This is a genomic window from Pseudomonas sp. S34, assembly GCF_009866745.1.
GTDB classification, from domain to species: domain Bacteria; phylum Pseudomonadota; class Gammaproteobacteria; order Pseudomonadales; family Pseudomonadaceae; genus Aquipseudomonas; species Aquipseudomonas jessenii.
Genome location: NZ_CP019398.1, coordinates 276851 through 297680 on the forward strand (window position 1 = coordinate 276851; position 20830 = coordinate 297680).

The window sequence follows — 20830 nt, forward strand, 5'->3', positions numbered from 1 at the left end:
GCTCTGATGTCTGGAACCCGAAACCCAAGGAGAGTGCACCATGAGTCTTTTGAGCTTTGTGAAGGAAGCAGGCGAAAAATTGCTGGATTTGCTGACGCCAGGTAACGCCAACGCCAGTGAGCAGTTGAAGGAGCACATCAGCAAGGTCGGCCTGGGCAACCCGAATGTGCAGGCGACGGTCGATGGCGACAAGGTCACGGTGACCGGTGAAGTGGCGAGTCAGGAAGAGAAGGAAAAGATCCTGCTGGCGGTGGGCAACATCGCCGGGGTGGGCAGCGTGGATGATCAGATCACCGTGACCGGACCGGTGGTGAAGGCGGCCGTGTTTGTCACCGTGGTGAAGGGCGACACCCTCAGCGCGATTTCCAAGCGCGTGTACGGCGACGCCAACAAGTACAACAAGATTTTCGAAGCCAACAAACCGATGCTGGCGCACCCGGACAAGATCTATCCGGGGCAGTCATTGCGGATTCCTGAGTAAGTCGTCAAACCGCGTGATGGCCATCGCGGGCAAGCCACGCTCCCACAGGATCTGAGTCGATCACGAAGGTTGCGAACGACGCAGATCCTGTGGGAGCGAGCTTGCTCGCGATAGCAGGCAACTCGGTCTAGAGCCCTGCAATCAAATCCCGATAATCCCCAACCGCTGCGAACTCCGCCGTATCCTTCGGTCCCTTGCGGCTATCCGGCTCTCGCACTGCCAGCAAATGCGCCACGCCAAAGTCCCGTGCACTGCGCAGGATCGGCAAGGTGTCGTCAATGAACAGGCTGCGCGCCGGATCGAAATCGATATCGGCTTGCAGCGCATCCCAGAACTGCGGATTTTCCTTGGGAAAGCCGTAGTCATGGGAGCTGATCAAACGCTCGAAGTAGGGCGCCAGTTCGATTTTTTCCAGCTTCAATGACAGCGCATCCCGATGGGCATTGGTGATCAGCACCACGCGCTTGCCGGCCCGTTTGATCGCCGACAGAAAGGTGTCGGCATCCGGGCGCAGGGCTATCAGATGCGCGGTTTCCAGTTTCAGGTCGCGCACCGACAGTTTCAGTTCGGCGCTCCAGAAGTCCAGGCAGTACCACTGCAACTGGCCGGCATTGCGCTCGAACAACGGCTGCAATTCCATCTCGGCCATGGCCCGGCTGACTCCGTGCAGTTCGGCGTAACGCTGGGGCAGGTGCTCCATCCAGAAGTGGTTGTCGAAATGCAGGTCCAGCAGCGTGCCGTCCATGTCCAGCAGTACGGTATCAATGTCGGACCAGGGTAATGAAGGCATGGCAACGTCTCGGGCAGTAGAAAGATTTCTGGCGTAAACAATCGGGAAAGCCGCGTTATAGTAGCGCGTTCACGCCAAGGAGCTTTGCATGCGCCAGAAACCCACCATACTCGCCCGCGAAATTGTCGCCACCAGTCGATTGTTCTGCGTGGAAGAGCTGAAGCTGCGCTTTTCCAATGGCGTGGAGCGCACGTATGAACGCCTGGTCGGCAAGGGTGCCGGGTACGGCGCGGTGATGATCGTGGCGATGCTCGATGCCGAGCATGCGGTGCTGGTCGAGGAGTATTGCGGCGGCACGGATGAATATGAAATGTCATTGCCCAAGGGTTTGATCGAGCCGGGCGAAGACGTGCTGGCGGCGGCCGAGCGCGAGCTCAAGGAAGAGGCAGGTTTTGGCGCGCGGCAACTGGAGCACCTGACCGAGTTGTCGCTGTCCCCCGGCTACATGAGCCAGAAGATTCAAGTAGTGCTGGCTACCGACCTCTACGAAGAGCATCTGGAAGGCGACGAGCCAGAGCCGATGCGGGTGGACAGGGTCAATCTGCGTGAGCTCTCGGCGCTGGCGCAAAACCCGCAATTTACCGAAGGCCGCGCCTTGGCGGCGCTGTACCTGGCCCGAGACCTGTTGACTCAGCGCGGAGCGTTCCAGCCATGAATTTCCCGCATCCGTTGATGGCGCCGGTCATTGAGCTGGCCTTGCAGGCCGGTGAGGCGATCCTGCCGTTCTGGCGCACAGGCACGGCCGTCACGGCGAAGGCTGATGACTCGCCGGTGACCGCTGCCGACCTGGCTGCGCACCACTTGATTCTGGCCGGGTTGACGGCGCTTGATCCGAGCATCCCGGTGCTTTCCGAGGAAGACGCCAACATTCCCCAAGACGTGCGGGCCGGATGGCAGCGCTGGTGGCTGGTCGATCCGCTGGATGGCACCAAGGAGTTCATCAGCGGCAGCGAAGAGTTCACCGTCAACATCGCCCTGATCGAAAACGGTCGGGTGGTGTTCGGTGTGGTGTCGATGCCGACCAACGGGCGTTTTTACGTCGGTGGTGCGGGACTCGGCGCCTGGCGTGGCGATAAAGGTGGCACGCCCGTGGCGATCAAGGTGCGTGATGCGCTAGCGCCCGGCGAGTCGTTCACCGTGGTGGCCAGCCGTCGTCATTCGAGCCCGGAGCAGGAGCGTTTGCTGGCCGGACTGAGCGCCAGCCTTGGCGAGCTGCAACTGACCAATATCGGCAGCTCGTTGAAGTTTTGCCTGCTGGCCGAAGGGGCGGCGGATTGTTATCCGCGCCTGGCACCGACTTCCCAGTGGGACACGGCGGCGGCGCAAGGTGTGTTGGAAGGTGCGGGCGGTGAGGTGCTGGAGTTGAGTGGTGAGCCATTCAGCTATCCGGCGCGGGAGTCTTTGCTGAATAACTTTTTCGTGGCGCTTCCAGCAGGTGCGTCATGGCGAGAAAAGTTACTGGCGTTGAGTTTAATCTGAAACGTTGATTGCAGGCTGAGACTTGGTTCGACAGCTGTGCTTTTATACACTGTCATGTTTGACAGGTTTCAATTGGCTGATCGGGTGCTAACATTCAGATTGTAACTTTGGATATTCGGCGCAAGGGTGAAAAGCGGCTCGCTGTTTAAATGGCCGCTCGAGTGTTGTCGCGCAGAATTTATTTCTAGAGTGCTTTTAATCGATCAGCCAGCCAGAGTGATTACTACATGAATATAAAGCATGTGATGTTGTTTTTTGGTCTTTCATTTTTCACAGGGATGGCTTTGGCCGGTACTGTGACCATCAAGTCCCCTCCCCCAGGATTAACGTTAAAAACTACTAGCGGGGTAATAAAGTATGGCGATCCGGATATGGTATTAACTTCAGCCCAAGAGGTTATTAATATCAATATTTCGCCAGAAGCCGAAAACAAAATAATTGGTATGGAAACGATTTCTCATTGGCCAAAACCAGTCGGGGCGCTAAGTAATCAAAATACTTGCAGGATCAATAAGGAATTTATTGGTTTTAGCGTAACGATTGACCTTGTCGGGTACAAAACGGTGACTTGCAACCCTGGTGAGAATAAGCAGAACCATCAACCTGCTTCCGAAGGCATTGCAGACGTGGTTGTTACATACAACAAGCTTCCGGCAACAAACTGATCTAATCGCATAACTTTATAATATACGTCTGCACGCGGTCCGAGTCCTCGGTGGATCGTATAAAACTGCGCTATGCATTACCCTCTGTCATCCTGCATCAGCGGTGCAATACATACTGCCCGACAAACCTCACCGCATCCTCATCACGGCCTTCGTTGACGACCCGTGTATGCAGCGTCAACCGAGCTCGGCTGTATCGCTGGAAGGTGGTCAGGAATTTCTTCCAGATCACCGGGTCCGGCGCCTGGCAAATGGCGTTGGCATCCCCCGTCACCGGCAGCGGATAGCTGATCTGCCCTTCCTGAATCACGATGTGCCCGTCGGTAATGCCTTCTTCTTTAAGGCGCAAATGCAGCCAGCCCCAACCGGCCAGGACCGCGCCGCAATACAGGCTGCCGCCGAACATGGTGCTCTTGTGGTTGACGTTGGCTTCCAGCGGCAAGTGCAGGCGCAGTTGCTGGTCATGCCAGTCGAGCACCTTGAGGCCCATGTCCCGGGTGAGGGGAATGTCGTGATGGAGGACTGATTCCAGTTGTCGACTGTCGCGGCTCATTCAGGGGCCTCTCGCTTGAAGTGGATGATTGGACGGTAGCTCAGTCGAGATCGTCAGGGTGGGCCGAGGCGCCACTGTCGGCGAAACTCAGACCGTGCTTGCGCAGTTTGTCGTGCAGGGTCTTGCGCGGAATGCCGAGGGCTTCGGCGACGCTGCGCACGGAGCTGTGCGAACGTGCCAGTTCGGCGGCGATGAGTGTTTTTTCGAAGTTCTCCACTTGCTCGCTCAAACCGCCGTTGACGACTTCGACCCTGTTGCCAGCGCTGCCTTCCGGCGCGCTGTTGTCGAGGGCCAGTTCCAGCCCGAGGGCAAAACGTTCGGCCGCATTTTGCAGCTCGCGCACGTTGCCGGGCCAGGTGTGGCGCAGCAGCAAGGCACGTTGCCCCGGTTGCAGTTCATGGGGCGGCAAGCCGTGGCGGGCACTGGCTTCATCGGCAAAATACTGGAACAGCATCAGCGCATCTTCGCCCCGTTCGCGCAGCGGTGGAATCCGCAGCGGCGCAACGTTCAGGCGGTAATACAGGTCGGCACGGAAACGCCCTTGATCCGCTGCCTGGCGCAGGTCTTCCTTGGTGGCGGCGATGATGCGGATGTCCAGCGGGATCAGTTGATTGCCGCCCAGGCGTTCGACCACCCGCTCTTGCAGCAAGCGCAGCAATTTGACCTGCACATCCAGGCTCATGCTTTCGATTTCATCGAGGAACAGCGTGCCACCATTGGCGAATTCGAACTTGCCGATGCGGCGTTTCTGCGCGCCGGTGAAGGCGCCGGGCTCGTGGCCGAACAACTCGCTTTCGACCACTGATTCGGCCAGTGCACCGGCGTTGATCGCCACGAACGGACCGTTGCGACGGCTGGATAAATCGTGCAGCGCCCGGGCCACGACTTCTTTGCCTGCGCCGGTTTCGCCGAGGATCAGCACATCGGCCTTGGTCGCGGCCAGGGCGCCGATCTGCTCGCGCAGTCGCAACATTGAAGGTGAGTGGCCAACCAGCCGCGTGCTCAGCTCGTTGCGGTCGCTCAAGGCCAGCCGCAGGCTGCGGTTGTCCAGCACCAGCCGGCGCAGGGCCAATGCGCGGCGCACGCTATCGAGCAGGGCGTCGCTGGCGAAAGGTTTCTCCAGAAAGTCATAGGCCCCGGCGCGCATGGCCTGCACCGCCAGTGGCACGTCGCCGTGGCCGGTGATCAACAGCACCGGTAGCTCAGGGTCCTGGGCGTGCAGTTCGGTCAACAGCTCAAGACCGTCCATGCCGGGCATGCGAATGTCACTGACCACCACCCCTGGCCAATCACGTTCAAGTTGCGCGGCCAGGCCCTTGGCTTCGGCCAGCGGCAGGATTTTCAGGCCGGCCAGATCCAGCGTCTGGCTCAAGGCCTGGCGCAAATGAGGGTCGTCGTCGATCAACACGACCTGAATGCGGTTGTCGATGGTCATGCACTTCGGTCCTCGGACGGTTGCAGGCTCACGCCCGGTGCGCCTGCGCGCAGCTTCAGGGTAATCAGGGCGCCGCCTTCCTTGTGGTTGGCGAACGACAGTTCACCGCCGAAGGCGCGCATCAGGGTTTCGCAAATCGCCAGCCCCAAACCGAGGCCCTGGGTGCGGGTCTTGGTGGTGTAGAACGGCTCGCTGGCGCGCCCGAGGGCTTCCATGCAAAAGCCGGGGCCGTTGTCGCGAATGTACAGGTTGACGCCATCGGCCGTGGATTGGGCACTGAGCCAGAGTTTACGTGGCGGGCCTTTTTCCGTCAGGGCATCCAGGGCGTTGGCCAGCAGATTGCCGAGTACCTGGCGCAGGCGGGTTTCCCCGGCTTCGACCCACAAGGTGGCGGCGGGCAAGTCGCGGATCAGCTCGACTTCCATGCTGCGTCGACGCTTGGCCAGCAAGGCCAGGGCATCGTCCAGCGCCGGTTGCAGGGCGACGCTTTCCGGGGCATGCCGGTCGCGCCGGGCAAAGGCGCGCAGGTGGGCGATGATCGAGGCCATGCGACCGGTCAATTCGCTGATCAGCTTGAGGTTGCCACGGGCATCGTCGGTGCGTTGGTGATCGAGCAATACTTCGGCGTTTTCCGCGTAGCTGCGAATCGCTGCCAGCGGCTGATTGAGTTCGTGGCTGATGCTCGCCGACATGGTGCCCAGTGCCGACAATTTTCCGGCCTGCACCAGATCATCCTGTGCGCGTACCAGCTCCTGCTGGGCCTGTTCGCGTTCCAGCACTTCCTGTTTCAGGCGCCGGTTCAGGCCTTCGAGATCGCTGGTGCGCTCGGCAACCCGGCCTTCCAGTTCGCGGCGGGCCTTGGCTTCGAAAGCAATGCGCTCGAGGTAATGGCGGCGGCGCTGCATCATCAGGCCAAGCAGCAGCATCAACACCAGCAGCGCTGCGCCACCGATGGCCACCACCGTACGTACCGGGCGGTCGATCAAGGTGCGCGGGGCGAGGATGCTGACGTCCCAGCCGGTTTCGGCGATCTGCCGGGTCTGGGTCAGCCAGGCGTCCGGGTTGAGCTTCAGCGGTTTTGGATCGCGGGTTGGATAGGGCTGGATCGCAGTGATGGCCTTGCTTTCGCCCTCGCTCAACGGGCGGGTCGAGCGGAATCGCCACTCCGGTCGCGAGGTGAGAATGACGACGCCGTTGTGGTCGGTCAGCAGCAATTGTTCCGGGGTTTTGCCCCACAGGCTTTCGGTGTGGTCGAGGTCGACCTTGACCACCAGCACACCAACGATTTTTTCACCGTCGCGCACGCCAGCGGCGAAGAAGTAACCGCGCTTGGCCGAGGTCGTGCCCAGGCCGAAAAAGCGCCCGAGCCGCCCGGCCATGGCTTCGCTGAAATACGGCCGGAAGGAAAAATTGCGCCCGACGAAACTGTCGTGTTTGTCCCAGTTGGAGGCGGCCAGGGTCTTGCCGGTGGTGTCCATCAGGTACATGACTTCGGCACCGGTCTGGGCGGCGATGTTTTTCAGCAGGCGGTTGGCGTTGCCTTGGGTGACGCCATCGTCCGGTGCGCCGATCACGGCGCGCAGGGCCGGCAGGTCGCCGAGGATCTGCGGCAACACTTCATAGCGATGCAGGGTACCCAGCAGGTTGGCGACGTAGAGGTCGAGGGTCTGACGATTCTGACTGGCCAGCTCGCTGCGGTAGTAACGCTCGGCGAGATGTTCCAGCGGCCACAACAATGGCGCCAGGCACAGTGCCAGCAGGGCCAGGCTGCGCCAACGGGGTCTGGGAGGGAGAGTCGGTTTCATGAGCAGCATGCGCCTGTGGGTACAGGCGCATTATGCCTAGGCTTGCGGGCGCAGTCTGCGCACTGTAGGGCAGGTGCGTTTTTGCGCTGAATCTTGCGCCGGGTTTTCAGGCGAAGACTTCGGCATCCTTGAGGAATGCAGCGGCCTGGTCCTTTGCCGACAGCTGCGGCGTGCCTTCCAGTTGCCAATCGATAGCCAGGTCCGGGTCGTCCCAGCGAATGCTGCGCTCGGCGGACGGGGTGTAGTAATCGGTGGTTTTGTAGAGGAACTCGGCGAAATCGCTCAGCACCACGAAACCGTGGGCAAAGCCTTCCGGTATCCAGATCTGGCGATGGTTGTCGGCGGACAGGACCACCGCCACCGATTTGCCGAAATGTGGCGAACTGCGGCGGATGTCCACGGCAACGTCGAGCACTTCACCGGCTGTGACACGAACCAGTTTGCCTTGTGTGTTCGTCAGTTGGTAATGCAAACCACGCAACACGCCTTTTTGCGAGCGGGAATGGTTGTCCTGAACAAACTGAGGATTCAGGCCGGTAGCCTCTTCGAAAGCCTTGGCGTTGAAGCTCTCATAGAAGAAACCACGTTCGTCGCCAAAGACCTTGGGTTCAAGGATCAGAACACCGGGCAGGTCGGTGGTCACTACATTCATGGTGGCTCTCCAGCAGTGTGCGTTGAATGGCCGCCATTCTTGCGCAAAGCGCCGACCGGGGCGAGTACTCAAGTTAAAATCTACCGGCCTGTTCCAGCCCCGGCAAATGACCATTGCCGGTTCCGGGGGGGGTTGCGTATCGCCCGAACCAGTGGCGATATAGGCGCCTAATAAAATTTCAGGGGTTGTTGTATGCCGCTCGCCACGTTGATTCATCGCGCCAGTTTGCCCAGCCCGCAGGTGTCTGCGGAGCAAGCGCTAGGGCTGCTGGAAGAACATTACGGGTTCAGCGGCAGGTTGCAGGCCCTTGGCAGCCAGCAAGACCTGAACTACCGCGTCGACAGCGAGCGGGGACGTTTCGTCCTGAAAATCTGCCGTGGCGACTACTCGGTACTGGAGCTTCAGGCGCAACACGCCGGGCTCAAGCATCTGGGCGAGCACCCCGATGTAAATGTGCCGCGTGTTATCGCGGCGAAAAACGGTGCAGACCTGCTGTCGCTGGACGTGGGTGGCCAGGCGGTGCACGTTCGCTTGCTCGACTACATCGAAGGCCAGCCACTGACGAGCCTGGGCCATTTCAACCCGACGGTGGTGTCAGGCTTCGGCCGCCTGTGCGGTGAAATGGACCTGGCCCTGGCGGATTTCGACCATCCGGGGCTGGTGCGAACACTGCAATGGGACGCCCGCCATGCCCACGCCCTGATCGCGCATTTGCTGCCAGTGATCAAGGATGAAGCCCAGCGCAAACTGATCGTCGAAGCGTCCGGGCAAGCCGAGCGGCATTTGCAGCCACTGCAGGACAAACTGCCGGTGCAGGCCATTCACATGGACATTACCGACGACAACGTGGTGTGGCAGCGCGATGCGCAGCGCCATTGGCAACTGCAAGGCGTGATCGATTTCGGCGACCTGGTGCGCACTTGGCGCATTACCGATCTGTCGGTGACCTGTGCCGCGCTGCTGCATCATGGCGAGGGCGATCCGTTCTGCATTTTGCCGGCAATCCAGGCGTATCACGCGGTCAACCCGTTGCAACACGAAGAGCTGCTGGCGTTGTGGCCGCTGATCATCGCCCGCGCGGCGGTGTTGGTGCTCAGCGGCGAACAACAGGTCAGCATCGATCCGGGCAATGTCTACAGCCGCGACAACCTGGTCCACGAATGGGAGATCTTCCGTGTGGCCACGTCGGTGCCGTTGGCGCTGATGGAAGCAGCGATCCTCACCGCCGTCGGCCAGAACCTGCCCACCATCGGCAGCGAAGGCTTCGCGCCGCTGTTACCGAGCCTGGTGGGACGTGAGTTCGCCTTGATCGACCTCGGTGTGCTCAGCCCGCATTTCGAGGCCGGTAACTGGGAGCAGGAGGGTGTCGATCAGCGTCTGCTGGATGAAGCGGCCGCGGCACATGGCCTGGCGGCCAGTCGTTACGGGCAATACCGCCTGTCCCACACCCGTCCGGACAGCGCCGCTGAACCGGACACCTGCCCGCTGCACGTCGAGTTGCGAGTGCCTCAGGGCACGGCGGTCGAAGCGCCGTTTGCCGGGGTGGTGCACCAGCCATCGGCGGGCGTGCTGCAACTGGATGGCCCGCAACTGAGTGTGCGGCTTTGGGGTGTCACGCCGTCGCTGCACAGCGGCGCGGCCCTGGTCAAAGGCCAGGTGCTGGGTTCTGTCAGCGGGCCATTGATCGTGCAGTTGTGCCGTGGCGCGTCGATCGATGCGCCGTTGTTCTGCACGCCATCGCGCGCCGCCGCCTGGCAGGCGTTGTGCCCGTCACCTGCGGCGCTGCTGGGGCTGGCCTGTGATGCCGAAGCCGAGCTCGACGGAGTGACCTTGCTGGCCCGGCGCGATGCCAGCTTCGCCCGCACACAAAAACACTATTACGTTGATCCACCGCGCATCGAACGCGGCTGGCGCAACCATTTGATCGACATGCAGGGCCGCTCCTACCTCGACATGCTCAACAACGTAGCGGTATTGGGCCACGGCCATCCACGCATGGCGGCAGTCGCCAGCCGCCAGTGGTCGTTGCTCAACACCAACTCGCGCTTCAACTACGCAGCCGTGGCCGAGTTCTCCGAACGTTTGCTGAAGCTGTCCCCCGAAGGCATGGACCGGGTGTTCCTGGTCAACAGCGGCAGCGAGGCCAACGACCTGGCGATTCGCCTGGCGTGGGCCTACAGCGGCGGTCGCGACATGCTCAGCGTGCTGGAGGCCTATCACGGCTGGACGGTGGGCGCGGATTCGGTGTCGACCTCGATCGCTGACAACCCCAAGGCCTTGAGCAGCCGCCCGGACTGGGTGCACCCGGTGACCGCGCCAAACACCTATCGCGGTGAGTTCCGTGGCCCAGACAGTGCGCCGGATTATGTACGCAGCGTCGAACACAACCTGGCGAAAATCGCCGAGCAGAAACGCCAACTGGCCGGTTTCATCTGCGAACCGGTGTACGGCAATGCCGGCGGTATCTCGCTGCCACCAGGTTATTTGAAGCAAGTCTATGCCATGGTCCGGGCCAGGGGCGGTGTGTGCATCGCCGACGAAGTGCAGGTCGGCTACGGGCGCATGGGCGATTTCTTCTGGGGCTTCGAAGAGCAGGGCGTCGTGCCGGACATCATCACCATGGCCAAGGGCATGGGCAACGGCCAGCCACTGGGCGCGGTCATCACCCGCCGGGAAATCGCCGAGGCGCTGGAGGCCGAGGGTTACTTCTTCTCTTCCGCCGGCGGCAGCCCGGTCAGTTGCCAGGTCGGCATGGCCGTGCTGGATGTGATGCAAGAGGAAAAACTCTGGGAGAACGCCCAGGTCGTTGGCGGGCACTTCAAGAAGCGCCTCGAAGCGTTGATCGATATTCATCCGTTAGTGGGCGCGGTGCACGGTTCCGGTTTCTATCTGGGCGTCGAGTTGATCCGCGACCGTGAAACCCTGGAGCCGGCCACCGAAGAAACCACCGCACTGTGCGATCGCTTGCGTGAGCTGGGAATCTTCATGCAACCGACCGGCGATTACCTGAACATCCTCAAGATCAAGCCGCCGATGGTCACTTCGCGCCAGAGTGTGGATTTCTTCGTGGACATGCTGTCGAAGGTGCTCGCAGAAGGGCTGTAAACACATCCCCCTGTAAGTGCGGGCCAATGTGGGAGCGGGCTTGCTCGCGAAAGCGGTGTGTCATGCAGCATTGAACTCGACTGATACACCGCCTTCGCGAGCAAGCCCGCTCCCACATGGGGTGTGGTGTTAATTCGATTGATATCGGCTTTTAATCGATTGTTTTTGTAACGGTGGATGTAAGGTGCTTTAAAAGCCGATATTTATCGGATATAAAGTCGCCACAGCCCACGGCGTTTACACATACGCTTCCATTTCTGTCAGGTATCAATGTCACTCCGGAGTCCTGAGCCATGACCACGTTGAACAGCACCCCTCGCGCCGACGGCTTCTATATGCCAGCCGAATGGGCACCTCAAACCCAGACCTGGATGATCTGGCCCGAGCGCCCGGACAACTGGCGCCTGGGTGGCAAACCGGCACAAGCCGCTCACGTGGCAGTGGCCAAGGCCATCGCCCGTTTCGAACCGGTGACCATGGCGGTTTCCGCCGGCCAGTACGAAAACGCCCGTGCCCGTCTGGACGTGCCGAATATTCGTGTGGTGGAAATGTCCAGCGACGACGCCTGGGTTCGCGACTCCGGTCCTACCTTCGTCATCAACAACAGTGGCGAAGTCCGTGGCGTGAACTGGGACTTCAATGCCTGGGGCGGTTTTGACGGCGGCCTGTATTCGCCGTGGAACCGTGACTCGCAGGTTGGTGGCAAGATCCTCGAGATCGAACGCAGCCCCCGCTATCGCACCGAAGGCTTCGTGCTGGAAGGCGGTTCGATTCACGTCGACGGCGAAGGCACCCTGATCACCACCGAAGAATGCCTGCTCAACCGCAATCGCAACCCGCACATGAATCGAGCGGAAATCGAAGCGGTCCTGAGTGCAAACCTGGCTGTGGATAAGATCATCTGGCTGCCGGATGGCTTGTTCAACGACGAAACCGATGGCCATGTGGATAACTTCTGCTGCTACGTGCGCCCGGGTGAAGTGCTGCTGGCCTGGACCGATGATCCGCAGGACCCGAACTACCCGCGCTGTCAGGCGGCGATGAAAGCGCTGCAAAGCAGCACCGATGCCAAGGGGCGCCCGTTCACGGTGCACAAGATGCCGATCCCGGGTCCGCTGTTTGCGACCGAGGAAGAGTGTGCCGGTGTCGATCCGGTTGATGGTACGCAGGAACGTAATCCTGCAGTTCGTCTGGCCGGTTCCTATGTGAACTTCCTGATCGTCAACGGCGGCATCATCGCGCCGAGCTTTGACGACCCGCAAGATGGTCCGGCAAAGGAAATCTTGCAGAACCTGTTCCCACAGCATGAAGTGGTAATGGTGCCTGGTCGCGAACTGTTACTGGGGGGCGGCAATATTCACTGTCTTACCCAGCAACAACCCGCGCCGCACAAGGAGTGAGTGAGGTCGTAACAGCTTGAGTTGATTACGAAATCCCTCAGGCTGTCGATCAGCCTCCCGCGATGCACGGAGCCCGCGGCCCTACAGGCCTGCGGGCTTTTTTGTATCTGCCAGGCCACACTTCAGAAACCTTGGCACAGCTCTTGTATCTCCGCTGTTGTAACTCGGGGGAGGGAGGACTTCTATGTTCTGTCATAAACCTTGGATAAGTTAGCCGCTCACAAACCGGGAGAGAGCGCTGAAATGAACGCCGAAGTGAACGTAGTGAGCGACAAGGCGTTGCATCCCCTGGCAGTAAATAGCGAATCGCTCCAGATCCTGGCGCACTGGTTCAAGTCCAATGGAATGCGTCAGATCAGCGATACTGATCCGCGCCGGACAATGATCGAGCGTTACCCTGCTGGTTTATTCAGCGAAGCGGAACTGGATGCGTTGTGGGATGTGATGGAAGGATAAGAAGAACAACAACGGATTGAACAAAAAAAACGCTGCCGGGATGGCAGCGTTTTTTTTGCGCGCAGATTCATGCAATCACTACGATCCCCTGTGGGAGCGAGCTTGCTCGCGATGGCGCCCGACCAGTCAGCATTTATATCGACTGACCCACCGCTATCGCGAGCAAGCCCGCTCCCACAAGGGAATAGTGTGAACCAGGTTATTGGTTCACACCGGGATAAGGGGTGTTTAGAAACTGTAGGTGCCCGTCACCACCAGGCTACGCGGCGTCCCCGGCTGGATCTGGAATGCACTGGTTGCCGATTCGTAATACGTCTTGTCGCTGATATTGTTCAGCGCCGCGCGCAAATCCCAATCCTTCTGGCGGAAGCCTGCCAAGGCGTCCCAGCGGCCATAACCTGGCAACACGGTGGTGTTGAGGTTATCGGCATAGCGGTCGCCAACCAAGGTCAAGCCGGTTTCGGCGTACCAGCCCATTTCCGGTTTCCAGGTCAGGAACAGGCTGCCGTTGTGCTTGGCCACGTTGTTGATGCGCTTGCCTTCCAGGCCGTTGTTGTCCTTTTCGATGGTTGCGTCCTGCAGACCCACGCCACCGCGCATGTACCAGTTGCCGGTAATCCTGCCAGCGGCGGTCAGCTCGATCCCGCGAGAGCGTTGCAGCCCTGAAAGCAGGGTAATGGTCGGGTTGTTCGGGTCGCTGGTGCGACGGTTGTAGAGCTCCAGCTCATAGATGGCCAGCGTGGTGCTCAGGCGATCGTCGAGCCAGTCGCTCTTCACCCCGATTTCCTTCTGCCTGGTCCGCTCCGGGCTCAGGTCATTGCTGTTACCTGCCGCGCCCGGGGTGATGCCGATCAAGCCACCGCCGACCGGCGAGAACGTCTTGCTCCAGGAGGCGTAGAAGGAGTGATTTTGCAGCGGCGTCCAGACCACGCCAACGCGAGGGCTGGTGCTATGGCTGTTACTGTCTTCGGAAATGTTGCGCACCTTGTTGGTCGATTCGATATCGAACGTGTCGTAACGCAGGCCGGCGAGCAATTGCCATTGATCGTTCAGGCGCAATTGATCCTGCACATACACCGCACGGCTCTCGACCTCGGTGTGGGTGTTGCTCGACACCACCATGCGCCCGGTATGACGCAAATTGCGGTCCGGGTTGTTCAGGTCCAGCGCCGGCACCGGTGAGCTGCCCGGTCCGGAAGTGGCGGCGGTGTACAGCAACGGGTCGCGGCGCTGGCTGCCGATTTCGATGCCAGTGAGCAAGCGATGCTCCAGGCCAAAGGTATCGAAACCACCTTCCAGCTCGACGTTGTTGTAGACATTGCGGGTGTTCAGGTCCTGCTGCCAGTGCTGGCGCGTAACCTTGTTGGTGGCCGGGACATAGCCGGTCAAGTAAGTATTGTCGAAATCGCTGTCGAGCTTGAAAACACCCAGTGTCTGGCGCAGTTGCCAGTTGTCGCTCAGTTCATACGTGAGTTTCGAGCGCAGGGACTGCGCCTTGTCGTCGATGAAATCGTTTTCGCTGCCGTAGGCTGTATCGCGCCCCACGTCTGCCGGGCGACCGTTTACGCCGGGAATGCCACGATCCGGCGTGCGGTTGTAGCGGCTGTATTCGTACTGCACCAACCAGTTCAGGTCGGGTGTCAGCTGCCAGCTCATCGAGGGCGCGAACAACTGGCGATTGCCACTCACACCATCACGGAAGCTGTTCTCGTCCATGTTGCCCATGTTCAGGCGCAGGCTGATGTTCTCGGAAGGGTCGGCGCTGAGGTCGGCATACAGGCTGCGCAAGTCCTCGCTGCCGCCCTGGGCTTCAATGGTCGAGCGGCGACCGAACTCGGGCAGTTTGCTCACCCGGTTGACGATGCCGCCCTGGCTGCCACGGCCATACAACACGGCAGCGGGGCCTTTTAACACATCGATGCGTTCGATGTTGTGCAGGTCGCGAACGTACTGGCTGTCGTCGCGGATGCCATCGAGATAGAAGTCGTTGCTGGCGTCGAAACCGCGGATGCGCAGGCTGTCGAAACGAGTGTCGGCGCCGCTGCTGACGTTGGGGATACCGCTGAGCGCCGTGCCTAGATCGTTGGTGCCGTAATCCATGACGTTCGAGGTTTTGATCGAGTCGATGGCTTGTGGCACGTAGCGCACCGGTGTCGCGGTCCGGGTTGCTGTACTGGTTTGGGTTACGCGCGGGTCGTCGGCTTCAGCTTCGGCGCTGATCGATGTGGCAGGCAAGGTAGTCGGTGCAGCGTAGGAAAAACCGGCAGACAACAAGGCAGAAAGCCCAAGGCTGTAGGGCGCAAGGCGAAAAGGGGCTGGCATTGAAAAGCGCATCCGTAGAATTTTCAGGTTGAAGCGTGCAAGGGGCGCGAATAGTAATGCTTGTCATTTGCTGCCGTTAGATGTAATTGAGAATCTATATCATTTGATTGTTTCGAGTTGTGTCTGAGTTGATACAGAGGACTTGCGCAACCATTCGACCGATTCAAGCAACAGACTGAAAGCCAATCTGGCGTTTTTCCGGAGCCGCTGGGGCACTAACCTGCCGACATCGAATTTTCCTGAATTTCTGTCGGAGCCTTCCCATGATCCTGCATTACATCTACGACCCATTGTGCGGCTGGTGCTACGGCGCCAAACCGCTGGTGCAGGCCGCCCAGGCTGTGCTGCCCGTGATTGCCCACGGCGGCGGCATGATGACGGGGGCCAATCGGCAAAAGGTTTCGCCACAACTGCGCAGTTACGTCATGCCCCATGACCGGCGCATCGCCGAATACAGCGGGCAGCCGTTCGGTGAAGACTATTTCGAAGGTTTGTTGCGTGATCACACCGCCGTGTTCGACTCGGCGCCACCCATCGCTGCGGTGCTGGCTGCCGAGCAAATGGGAGGTCGTGGGCTGGAGTTGTTGGGACGTTTGCAAAGTGCTCACTACGTGGAGGGGCGCCGCATCGCCGACGAATCGGTACTGTTTGAACTGGCCCACGGCATGGGGCTGGACCGTCAAACCTTCGAAAGAGCCTTCAGGGCGGCCGACACCGAAGGCCATATCAGGAACAGCCGGGCGCTTTTGGCCAAGGTCGGTGGGCAGGGCTTTCCGACCCTGGCGCTTGAGCACAATGATCAATTCACCCTGATCGATATCGGGCCGTGGCTGGGCAAACCCCAGGCATTTGCGCAGTGGCTGAGTCAGTCGCTGCCCGATCAGGGATCATCCATTTCCGTAGCAGCCTGCGGCCTCGATGGCTGCAGCAATTGAACATTCCTGCTGCGTAAAGCAATTTCTTAGACGGTTTTCGCCTATTTTTAGAAGATTCATGAAATTGACACATCGTTAAGGGCGCAGCTACGATTCGGCCCAACGCCTGTGGCCAACCGCCACGATCAAAAATTATAAAAAGGCCCGCCACGAGAAATCGTGGGCGGGCCTTTTTGTTTTCGTCATGAAAAAAGAGCGCGATAGCGCCGTTTCGGCCGTTCGGCACAGCGCGTATCAACCGGAAATAAGGAAAAGAACAAAATGTTGAACAAGCGAATCAGCCTGATCGCTCTGGGGATGTTGAGTGCGACACAGGCCATGGCGAACGACCAGGCCGAATCCAAGGGTTTTGTTGAAGACAGCAGCCTCAAAGTGCTGCTGCGCAATGCTTACATCAATCGTGACTACAAAGACGGCAACCCGGATAAATCCGAGTGGGGCCAGGCGGCCATCGGCACGTTCTCGTCCGGCTTCACCCAAGGCACCGTGGGCGTGGGTGTGGACGCTTTCGGGTTGTACGCACTGAACCTGGAGCGCAATGAAGACCGTAGCGGCGCGCAAGGTATCGATTTCTTCAAAAAGGGCGACAGCGGCCAGCCGGCTGACGATCTGTCCAAGGGCGGCGCGGCGATCAAGTTCCGTCTGTCCAGCACCACCCTGACCTACGGCGACCAGATGCCGGCCCTGCCGGTGCTGAACTACGACAATTCGCGCCTGCTGCCGGAAAGCTACACCGGCACTCTGATCACCTCCAAGGAGATCAAAGGCCTGCAACTGGACGCCGGCCGCTTCACCGCCGAATCGCGCAAAAGCGCCGAAGGCCGTGACAGCGGTGGCTTGAAGTCGATCAACGTCTTGGGCGGTAGCTACCAGTTCACCGAGCAATTCAAGGCCGCGCTCTACGCTTCCGACGTCGAAGACGTGCTGAAGAAGCAATACGTGAACGCCAACTACGTGTTCCCGATCGACAAGGACCAGTCCCTGACCCTGGACTTCAACGGCTACCGCACCAAGCTGGAAGATTCCTACGTCCGCGAAAACGGTATCACCGGCGACGACAACAAGATCTGGAGCCTGGCCGCCACCTTCATCACCGGCCCGCACTCGTTCACCCTCGCACACCAGCGCAGCACCGGCGACAGCAACCTGGGCTACGCCTACGGCGGTTACCAGAAAGATCAAGGCCGCATCGGCGACGGTGGCAACACCATCTACCTGGCGAACTCATACTGGTCCGACTTCAACGCCGAAGACGAACGCAGCTGGCAAGTGGGCTACGGCCTGGACTTCAGCACCTTCGGTGTACCGGGCCTGAGCTACAACGTGGCCTATGTGCGCGGTGACAACATCACCACCTCCACCAGCGAAGGCGGCACCGAGCGCGAGATCTTCAACCAGATCAAATACGTCGTCCAGAGCGGCCCGGCCAAAGACCTCAGCGTGAAACTGCGCAGCTCGGTGCTGCGCGTGTCGCAGAAATCGAGCGAGTACAACGTCAGCGGCAACGAAGTGCGAGTGTTTGTGGATTACCCGATCAACGTCTTTTGATGATGGGTTGTGGCCTCGAGGTCTGATGCAAGGCTGAGAAAAAAGAAGAAGCCCCGACTGGTTCGGGGCTTTTTGTGACTAATTGGAATTTCCCAAACGGCTCTTTCAATGGCAATGGCGATGCCCTTCAAGATTGTCGGAAGTCTCTGAGGGAAAAAGAGGATCCACCTGATTTCTCGTGACGATTCAACAGGCTGAAATAGCAGTTGTTACCGTGAGAGATCACCGAATGAAAGCTCCAGGGGTAAAGGAAGCTCCTGATCAGGAAAGCTGGAAGGATCTAGGTTTGCCGGATCTGCGAGACATATCAATACTCTTGGAAACCAAGGTGGTTCGAGAGCTACCAGGGGCCGTTGATGTCTGCTCCGCTCTAAGGCAGGTAGCGCTAGGTTTTGGATTGCATGAAGGGACTGACACGGTGCTGATCGAAACGCCATATTTACCCGTGACGGTTCGGCGTGAGCATCTACATCACATAGTGGAAAAACGCCCTAACGCCCGAGAGCGTTTCACTGAATTTGCTGTAGATACGCTGAAGAATCCATTAGAAATCTGGCGGGTTTCCTACAGCGATGACTCCTATCGTCTCGCCTTCATTGGCGCATACCACACAAAGTACCAAATGTTGGTAGTAATCCATGTTGACCGTGGGTATGTACTTTGGAACTTCATGAACTGTGACAAAAAGGCGCTGAACAAGCACCGACACGGCGGGTTGGTTTATCAACGTTACCTATTATCCAAACAAAAAAAGCAGCCTGAGCAGGCTGCTTTTTTTGAGAAGCTTGCTTGATATTGTGCTCCCTCAAGCAAGGGAGAAGAGGTCTCACCCGAGCGCTGATTTTCAGGTCATCAACGGGGTTCCTAACGCCGACTATTGCCACCTGAAGGCAGTCGGTTTCGCGCTCTTGGGCAAATTCTCTGTCACAGATGATGTTTGTGTCAACCCGAGCGGTAGCCTTGTGGTGGTGTTGGTCAGATCGGCGAAGTCGCGCACATCGACATCTGACTTTTTTACGATGGGGACCATTACAAAATGGAGAAATTGATCGAAACAACAAGGGGTAATGATTCCTCGGCGGAAATGCGGATAGCTGGTGTGCGCAGTGAAACGGGCTTGCGCAATGCTTGATGCTCAAACCATTCGCAGGAATATCGACTCGGTTGACGAGGTGATCGAGGTTGCTGTGGGAGGTAACAGAAGGGGATATCGAACAAATCAGTTTCAGAAGGACTTGCTGGAGTTTGTTCGCGATATGAATGAGAGCCGCATCAGCTCTATCGCGCGGGGTAAGCCTTAACAAATGCATTCGCGATTCATCGCGAACGTGTCGTCCGCAGCGACATGTCCCGAAGACGTGTCGCAAAAAGTGGAAAATTGCGACACGTAAGTAATTGGATGACAGAAAAAACGGTATAGAGTCCTACTGTACTCATTACACCGCGTAACGAATGAAGTTCCCGCTCCCACCTTTATCCCTTCCAGCAAACTCCATAAATTGAGCTCCAACGCCTCTCCCATCATCCCGACGGGAAGGTCACTGGAGTTTCCCTCATGCCTTTCGTATCCGTACGCATCACCCGCGATGGCGTTACCACTGAGCAGAAAGCTCAGGTGATTGCCGAGATCACTGAAACACTGGAGCGCGTCCTCAACAAACGCCCTGACCTGACCCACATCGTGATCGAAGAAGTCGACACCGATAACTGGGGTTACGCCGGCATCACCACCACCCAGTACCGCAAGCAACTGGCTGAGGCGGAAGGGCAGTCATGACGTCCTCCGTCACCATCGATTTCATCTCCGATGTGGTGTGCCCCTGGTGCGCGCTGGGGGCGACGGCGCTGGAGCAGGCGATTGAGAACGTGGCCGGGGAAGTCTCGGTTGCGCTGACCTACAAGCCGTTCGAGTTGAACCCGGACATGCCGGCCGAAGGTGAGCAAGCGGTCGAGCACCTGATGCGCAAGTACGGGAGAACAGCCGACGAAGTCGCTGCCGGCAAGGCCATGCAGATCGCTCGCGGCGAGGCCATCGGCTTCAAGTTCGATCTGGAGAAGCGCACGCATTTCTACAGCACCTTCGATGCGCACCGTTTGTTGCTGTGGGCGTTGCAGGAAGGGCGACAAGTCGAGTTGAAGAAGGTGCTGCTACGGGCCTACTTCAGCGAAGGCCAGAACCCGAGCGATCACTCGACGCTGGTGCGTCTGGCGACTGAAGCGGGGCTGGATGCGACAGGGGCGAGAGAGGTGCTGGCGTCCGACGCATTCGCCAGCGAAGTGCGTGAGCTTGAAATGTATTACCGCCAGCACGGCATCAACTCGGTTCCGGCCATGGTGCTGAACTGTCGCCACCTGGTGTCCGGTTCGCAATCGGTCGAGTACTACGAACAGATGTTGAGACAAATGGCGAACGCCTGATTACAGATTTTCTACCCCACTTTTAATTGTCAGAGGTCTTCATCATGAGCATTTCGAAAAAAGTCATCGTTATCACCGGCGCGTCCCAAGGTCTCGGCGACGGTATGGTCAAAGCCTTTCGTGAACTCGGTTACCGGATCGTCGCCACTTCGCGCTCGATCAAGCCGTCCACCGATCCGGACATTCTCACCGTGGCCGGTGACATCGGCGAGCCGGAAACCGCCCGGCGCGTCATCCGTGAAGCGATTTCCCGTTTCGGTCGCATCGATACCCTGGTCAACAACGCCGGGATCTTCATCGCCAAGCCGTTCACCGCGTACACCGCAGAAGACTACGCCAATGTGTTGTCGGTGAACGTCAATGGCTTCTTCTACATCACCCAACTCGCCATCGCCGAGATGGAAAAGCAGGGCAGCGGCCACGTCGTCAACATCACCACCAGCCTGGTGGACCACGCCATCGACGGCGTGCCATCGGTGTTGGCTTCACTGACCAAGGGCGGCCTCAACGCAGCAACCAAATCCCTGGCCATCGAATACGCCAAGCGCGGGATCCGGGTGAACGCAGTCAGCCCGGGCATCATCAAGACCCCGATGCACGGCGAAGAAACCCATGCCGCACTGGGCAATCTGCACCCGGTCGGGCACATGGGCGAGATCGATGATATTGCGCAAGCGGTCGTGTATCTGGACGGCGCCAAGTTCGTCACTGGCGAAATCCTGCATGTGGACGGTGGTCAGAGCGCGGGACACTGAAAGCGTTTTTTCAAACCCCTGAAACAACAAA

19 protein-coding genes are annotated in these 20830 nt (G+C 59.1%); 13 read left to right on the forward strand and 6 right to left on the reverse strand.

All coding sequences use genetic code 11. From position 1 onward, the window contains the following. Nucleotides 1-40 precede the first annotated feature (40 nt). Complete coding sequence (gene lysM, locus PspS34_RS01180; protein ID WP_154861243.1) at nucleotides 41-481, forward strand: peptidoglycan-binding protein LysM; 441 nt, start codon at nucleotides 41-43, stop codon at nucleotides 479-481. A gap of 127 nt (nucleotides 482-608) precedes the next feature. Here lysM and yrfG read toward each other — a convergent pair whose 3' ends face one another. Next, nucleotides 609-1271, reverse strand: coding sequence for a GMP/IMP nucleotidase (gene yrfG / locus PspS34_RS01185; protein ID WP_057712448.1), 663 nt, complete (start codon nucleotides 1269-1271; stop codon nucleotides 609-611). 88 nt (nucleotides 1272-1359) lie between these two features. Here yrfG and nudE point away from each other — a divergent pair, with 88 nt between their 5' ends. The 3 genes from nudE (at nucleotide 1360) to PspS34_RS01200 (ending at nucleotide 3415) form a co-directional block, all read left to right on the forward strand. After that, a complete protein-coding gene (nudE, locus tag PspS34_RS01190) occupies nucleotides 1360-1926 on the forward strand; it encodes an ADP compounds hydrolase NudE (RefSeq protein WP_150812028.1) in 567 nt (188 codons plus the stop codon). Further along, nucleotides 1923-2750 carry a 3'(2'),5'-bisphosphate nucleotidase CysQ gene (gene cysQ, locus PspS34_RS01195; protein WP_154861242.1) on the forward strand — a complete coding sequence of 276 codons (828 nt, stop codon included), beginning with the start codon at nucleotides 1923-1925 and terminating at the stop codon, nucleotides 2748-2750. Before nudE ends, cysQ begins: the two co-directional genes overlap by 4 nt. A gap of 227 nt (nucleotides 2751-2977) precedes the next feature. Further along, nucleotides 2978-3415 (forward strand): hypothetical protein, encoded by a 438-nt coding sequence (locus PspS34_RS01200; protein ID WP_154861241.1) that lies wholly within the window; start codon nucleotides 2978-2980, stop codon nucleotides 3413-3415. A 97-nt stretch (nucleotides 3416-3512) separates the two neighbouring features. Here the strand turns inward: PspS34_RS01200 and PspS34_RS01205 are convergent, their stop codons facing one another. From PspS34_RS01205 to rfbC, 4 genes are all read right to left on the reverse strand, one after another. Then, entirely contained in the window at nucleotides 3513-3968 is a 456-nt protein-coding gene (locus PspS34_RS01205) for a YiiD C-terminal domain-containing protein (RefSeq protein WP_008003181.1), read from the reverse strand. Nucleotides 3969-4008: 40 nt separating this feature from the next. Next, a complete protein-coding gene (locus tag PspS34_RS01210; protein WP_150812026.1) occupies nucleotides 4009-5403 on the reverse strand; it encodes a sigma-54 dependent transcriptional regulator in 1395 nt (464 codons plus the stop codon). Further along, nucleotides 5400-7208 carry an ATP-binding protein gene (locus PspS34_RS01215; protein WP_150812025.1) on the reverse strand — a complete coding sequence of 603 codons (1809 nt, stop codon included), beginning with the start codon at nucleotides 7206-7208 and terminating at the stop codon, nucleotides 5400-5402. The genes PspS34_RS01210 and PspS34_RS01215 overlap by 4 nt, the downstream gene beginning before the upstream one ends. A 106-nt stretch (nucleotides 7209-7314) precedes the next feature. Beyond that, a complete protein-coding gene (rfbC, locus tag PspS34_RS01220; protein ID WP_150812024.1) occupies nucleotides 7315-7860 on the reverse strand; it encodes a dTDP-4-dehydrorhamnose 3,5-epimerase in 546 nt (181 codons plus the stop codon). A gap of 192 nt (nucleotides 7861-8052) precedes the next feature. Between rfbC and PspS34_RS01225 the strand changes: the two genes are divergently transcribed. The 3 genes from PspS34_RS01225 to PspS34_RS01235 all read left to right on the forward strand — a co-directional run bounded on the left by PspS34_RS01225 (nucleotide 8053) and on the right by PspS34_RS01235 (nucleotide 12821). Next, on the forward strand, nucleotides 8053-10965 hold the full coding sequence (locus PspS34_RS01225) for an aminotransferase (protein WP_154861240.1): 2913 nt from the start codon (nucleotides 8053-8055) through the stop codon (nucleotides 10963-10965). 293 nt (nucleotides 10966-11258) lie between these two features. Next, nucleotides 11259-12365: an agmatine deiminase gene (gene aguA / locus PspS34_RS01230; protein WP_154861238.1), complete on the forward strand. Its 1107-nt coding sequence runs from the start codon at nucleotides 11259-11261 to the stop codon at nucleotides 12363-12365. A gap of 243 nt (nucleotides 12366-12608) precedes the next feature. Then, the gene (locus PspS34_RS01235; RefSeq protein ID WP_057712441.1) at nucleotides 12609-12821 is read left to right on the forward strand and encodes a hypothetical protein; all 213 of its coding nucleotides are present in this window, start codon (nucleotides 12609-12611) and stop codon (nucleotides 12819-12821) included. Between the two features lie 228 nt (nucleotides 12822-13049). Here the strand turns inward: PspS34_RS01235 and PspS34_RS01240 are convergent, their stop codons facing one another. Next, the gene (locus PspS34_RS01240) at nucleotides 13050-15143 is read right to left on the reverse strand and encodes a TonB-dependent siderophore receptor (protein WP_154861237.1); all 2094 of its coding nucleotides are present in this window, start codon (nucleotides 15141-15143) and stop codon (nucleotides 13050-13052) included. A gap of 263 nt (nucleotides 15144-15406) precedes the next feature. Between PspS34_RS01240 and PspS34_RS01245 the strand changes: the two genes are divergently transcribed. The 6 genes from PspS34_RS01245 to PspS34_RS01270 all read left to right on the forward strand — a co-directional run bounded on the left by PspS34_RS01245 (nucleotide 15407) and on the right by PspS34_RS01270 (nucleotide 20799). Then, nucleotides 15407-16078 carry a DsbA family protein gene (locus PspS34_RS01245; protein ID WP_154861236.1) on the forward strand — a complete coding sequence of 224 codons (672 nt, stop codon included), beginning with the start codon at nucleotides 15407-15409 and terminating at the stop codon, nucleotides 16076-16078. Between the two features lie 261 nt (nucleotides 16079-16339). Beyond that, the gene (locus tag PspS34_RS01250; protein WP_154861235.1) at nucleotides 16340-17626 is read left to right on the forward strand and encodes an OprD family porin; all 1287 of its coding nucleotides are present in this window, start codon (nucleotides 16340-16342) and stop codon (nucleotides 17624-17626) included. Nucleotides 17627-17804: 178 nt separating this feature from the next. Beyond that, entirely contained in the window at nucleotides 17805-18419 is a 615-nt protein-coding gene (locus tag PspS34_RS01255) for a PBECR2 nuclease fold domain-containing protein (RefSeq protein WP_223508475.1), read from the forward strand. A gap of 762 nt (nucleotides 18420-19181) precedes the next feature. Beyond that, nucleotides 19182-19403, forward strand: coding sequence for a 4-oxalocrotonate tautomerase family protein (locus tag PspS34_RS01260; RefSeq protein ID WP_008003165.1), 222 nt, complete (start codon nucleotides 19182-19184; stop codon nucleotides 19401-19403). Continuing rightward, nucleotides 19400-20044, forward strand: coding sequence for a DsbA family oxidoreductase (locus tag PspS34_RS01265; RefSeq protein ID WP_154861234.1), 645 nt, complete (start codon nucleotides 19400-19402; stop codon nucleotides 20042-20044). The genes PspS34_RS01260 and PspS34_RS01265 overlap by 4 nt, the downstream gene beginning before the upstream one ends. Nucleotides 20045-20088: 44 nt before the next feature. Further along, nucleotides 20089-20799: an SDR family oxidoreductase gene (locus PspS34_RS01270; protein ID WP_057399229.1), complete on the forward strand. Its 711-nt coding sequence runs from the start codon at nucleotides 20089-20091 to the stop codon at nucleotides 20797-20799. Nucleotides 20800-20830: the final 31 nt, after the last annotated feature.

Excerpts from the sequence above, each read along its gene's own strand:
- PspS34_RS01235 (WP_057712441.1), top strand. The coding sequence starts at position 12,609 with ATGAACGCCGAAGTGAACGTAGTGAGCGACAAGGCGTTGCATCCCCTG.
- nudE (WP_150812028.1), top strand. The coding sequence starts at position 1,360 with ATGCGCCAGAAACCCACCATACTCGCCCGCGAAATTGTCGCCACCAGT.
- yrfG (WP_057712448.1), bottom strand. The coding sequence starts at position 1,271 with ATGCCTTCATTACCCTGGTCCGACATTGATACCGTACTGCTGGACATG.
- PspS34_RS01200 (WP_154861241.1), top strand. The coding sequence starts at position 2,978 with ATGAATATAAAGCATGTGATGTTGTTTTTTGGTCTTTCATTTTTCACA.
- cysQ (WP_154861242.1), top strand. The coding sequence starts at position 1,923 with ATGAATTTCCCGCATCCGTTGATGGCGCCGGTCATTGAGCTGGCCTTG.
- PspS34_RS01245 (WP_154861236.1), top strand. The coding sequence starts at position 15,407 with ATGATCCTGCATTACATCTACGACCCATTGTGCGGCTGGTGCTACGGC.
- PspS34_RS01240 (WP_154861237.1), bottom strand. The coding sequence starts at position 15,143 with ATGCCAGCCCCTTTTCGCCTTGCGCCCTACAGCCTTGGGCTTTCTGCC.
- PspS34_RS01250 (WP_154861235.1), top strand. The coding sequence starts at position 16,340 with ATGTTGAACAAGCGAATCAGCCTGATCGCTCTGGGGATGTTGAGTGCG.
- rfbC (WP_150812024.1), bottom strand. The coding sequence starts at position 7,860 with ATGAATGTAGTGACCACCGACCTGCCCGGTGTTCTGATCCTTGAACCC.
- PspS34_RS01210 (WP_150812026.1), bottom strand. The coding sequence starts at position 5,403 with ATGACCATCGACAACCGCATTCAGGTCGTGTTGATCGACGACGACCCT.
- PspS34_RS01225 (WP_154861240.1), top strand. The coding sequence starts at position 8,053 with ATGCCGCTCGCCACGTTGATTCATCGCGCCAGTTTGCCCAGCCCGCAG.
- PspS34_RS01265 (WP_154861234.1), top strand. The coding sequence starts at position 19,400 with ATGACGTCCTCCGTCACCATCGATTTCATCTCCGATGTGGTGTGCCCC.
- PspS34_RS01270 (WP_057399229.1), top strand. The coding sequence starts at position 20,089 with ATGAGCATTTCGAAAAAAGTCATCGTTATCACCGGCGCGTCCCAAGGT.
- aguA (WP_154861238.1), top strand. The coding sequence starts at position 11,259 with ATGACCACGTTGAACAGCACCCCTCGCGCCGACGGCTTCTATATGCCA.
- PspS34_RS01260 (WP_008003165.1), top strand. The coding sequence starts at position 19,182 with ATGCCTTTCGTATCCGTACGCATCACCCGCGATGGCGTTACCACTGAG.
- PspS34_RS01205 (WP_008003181.1), bottom strand. The coding sequence starts at position 3,968 with ATGAGCCGCGACAGTCGACAACTGGAATCAGTCCTCCATCACGACATT.
- PspS34_RS01215 (WP_150812025.1), bottom strand. The coding sequence starts at position 7,208 with ATGAAACCGACTCTCCCTCCCAGACCCCGTTGGCGCAGCCTGGCCCTG.
- lysM (WP_154861243.1), top strand. The coding sequence starts at position 41 with ATGAGTCTTTTGAGCTTTGTGAAGGAAGCAGGCGAAAAATTGCTGGAT.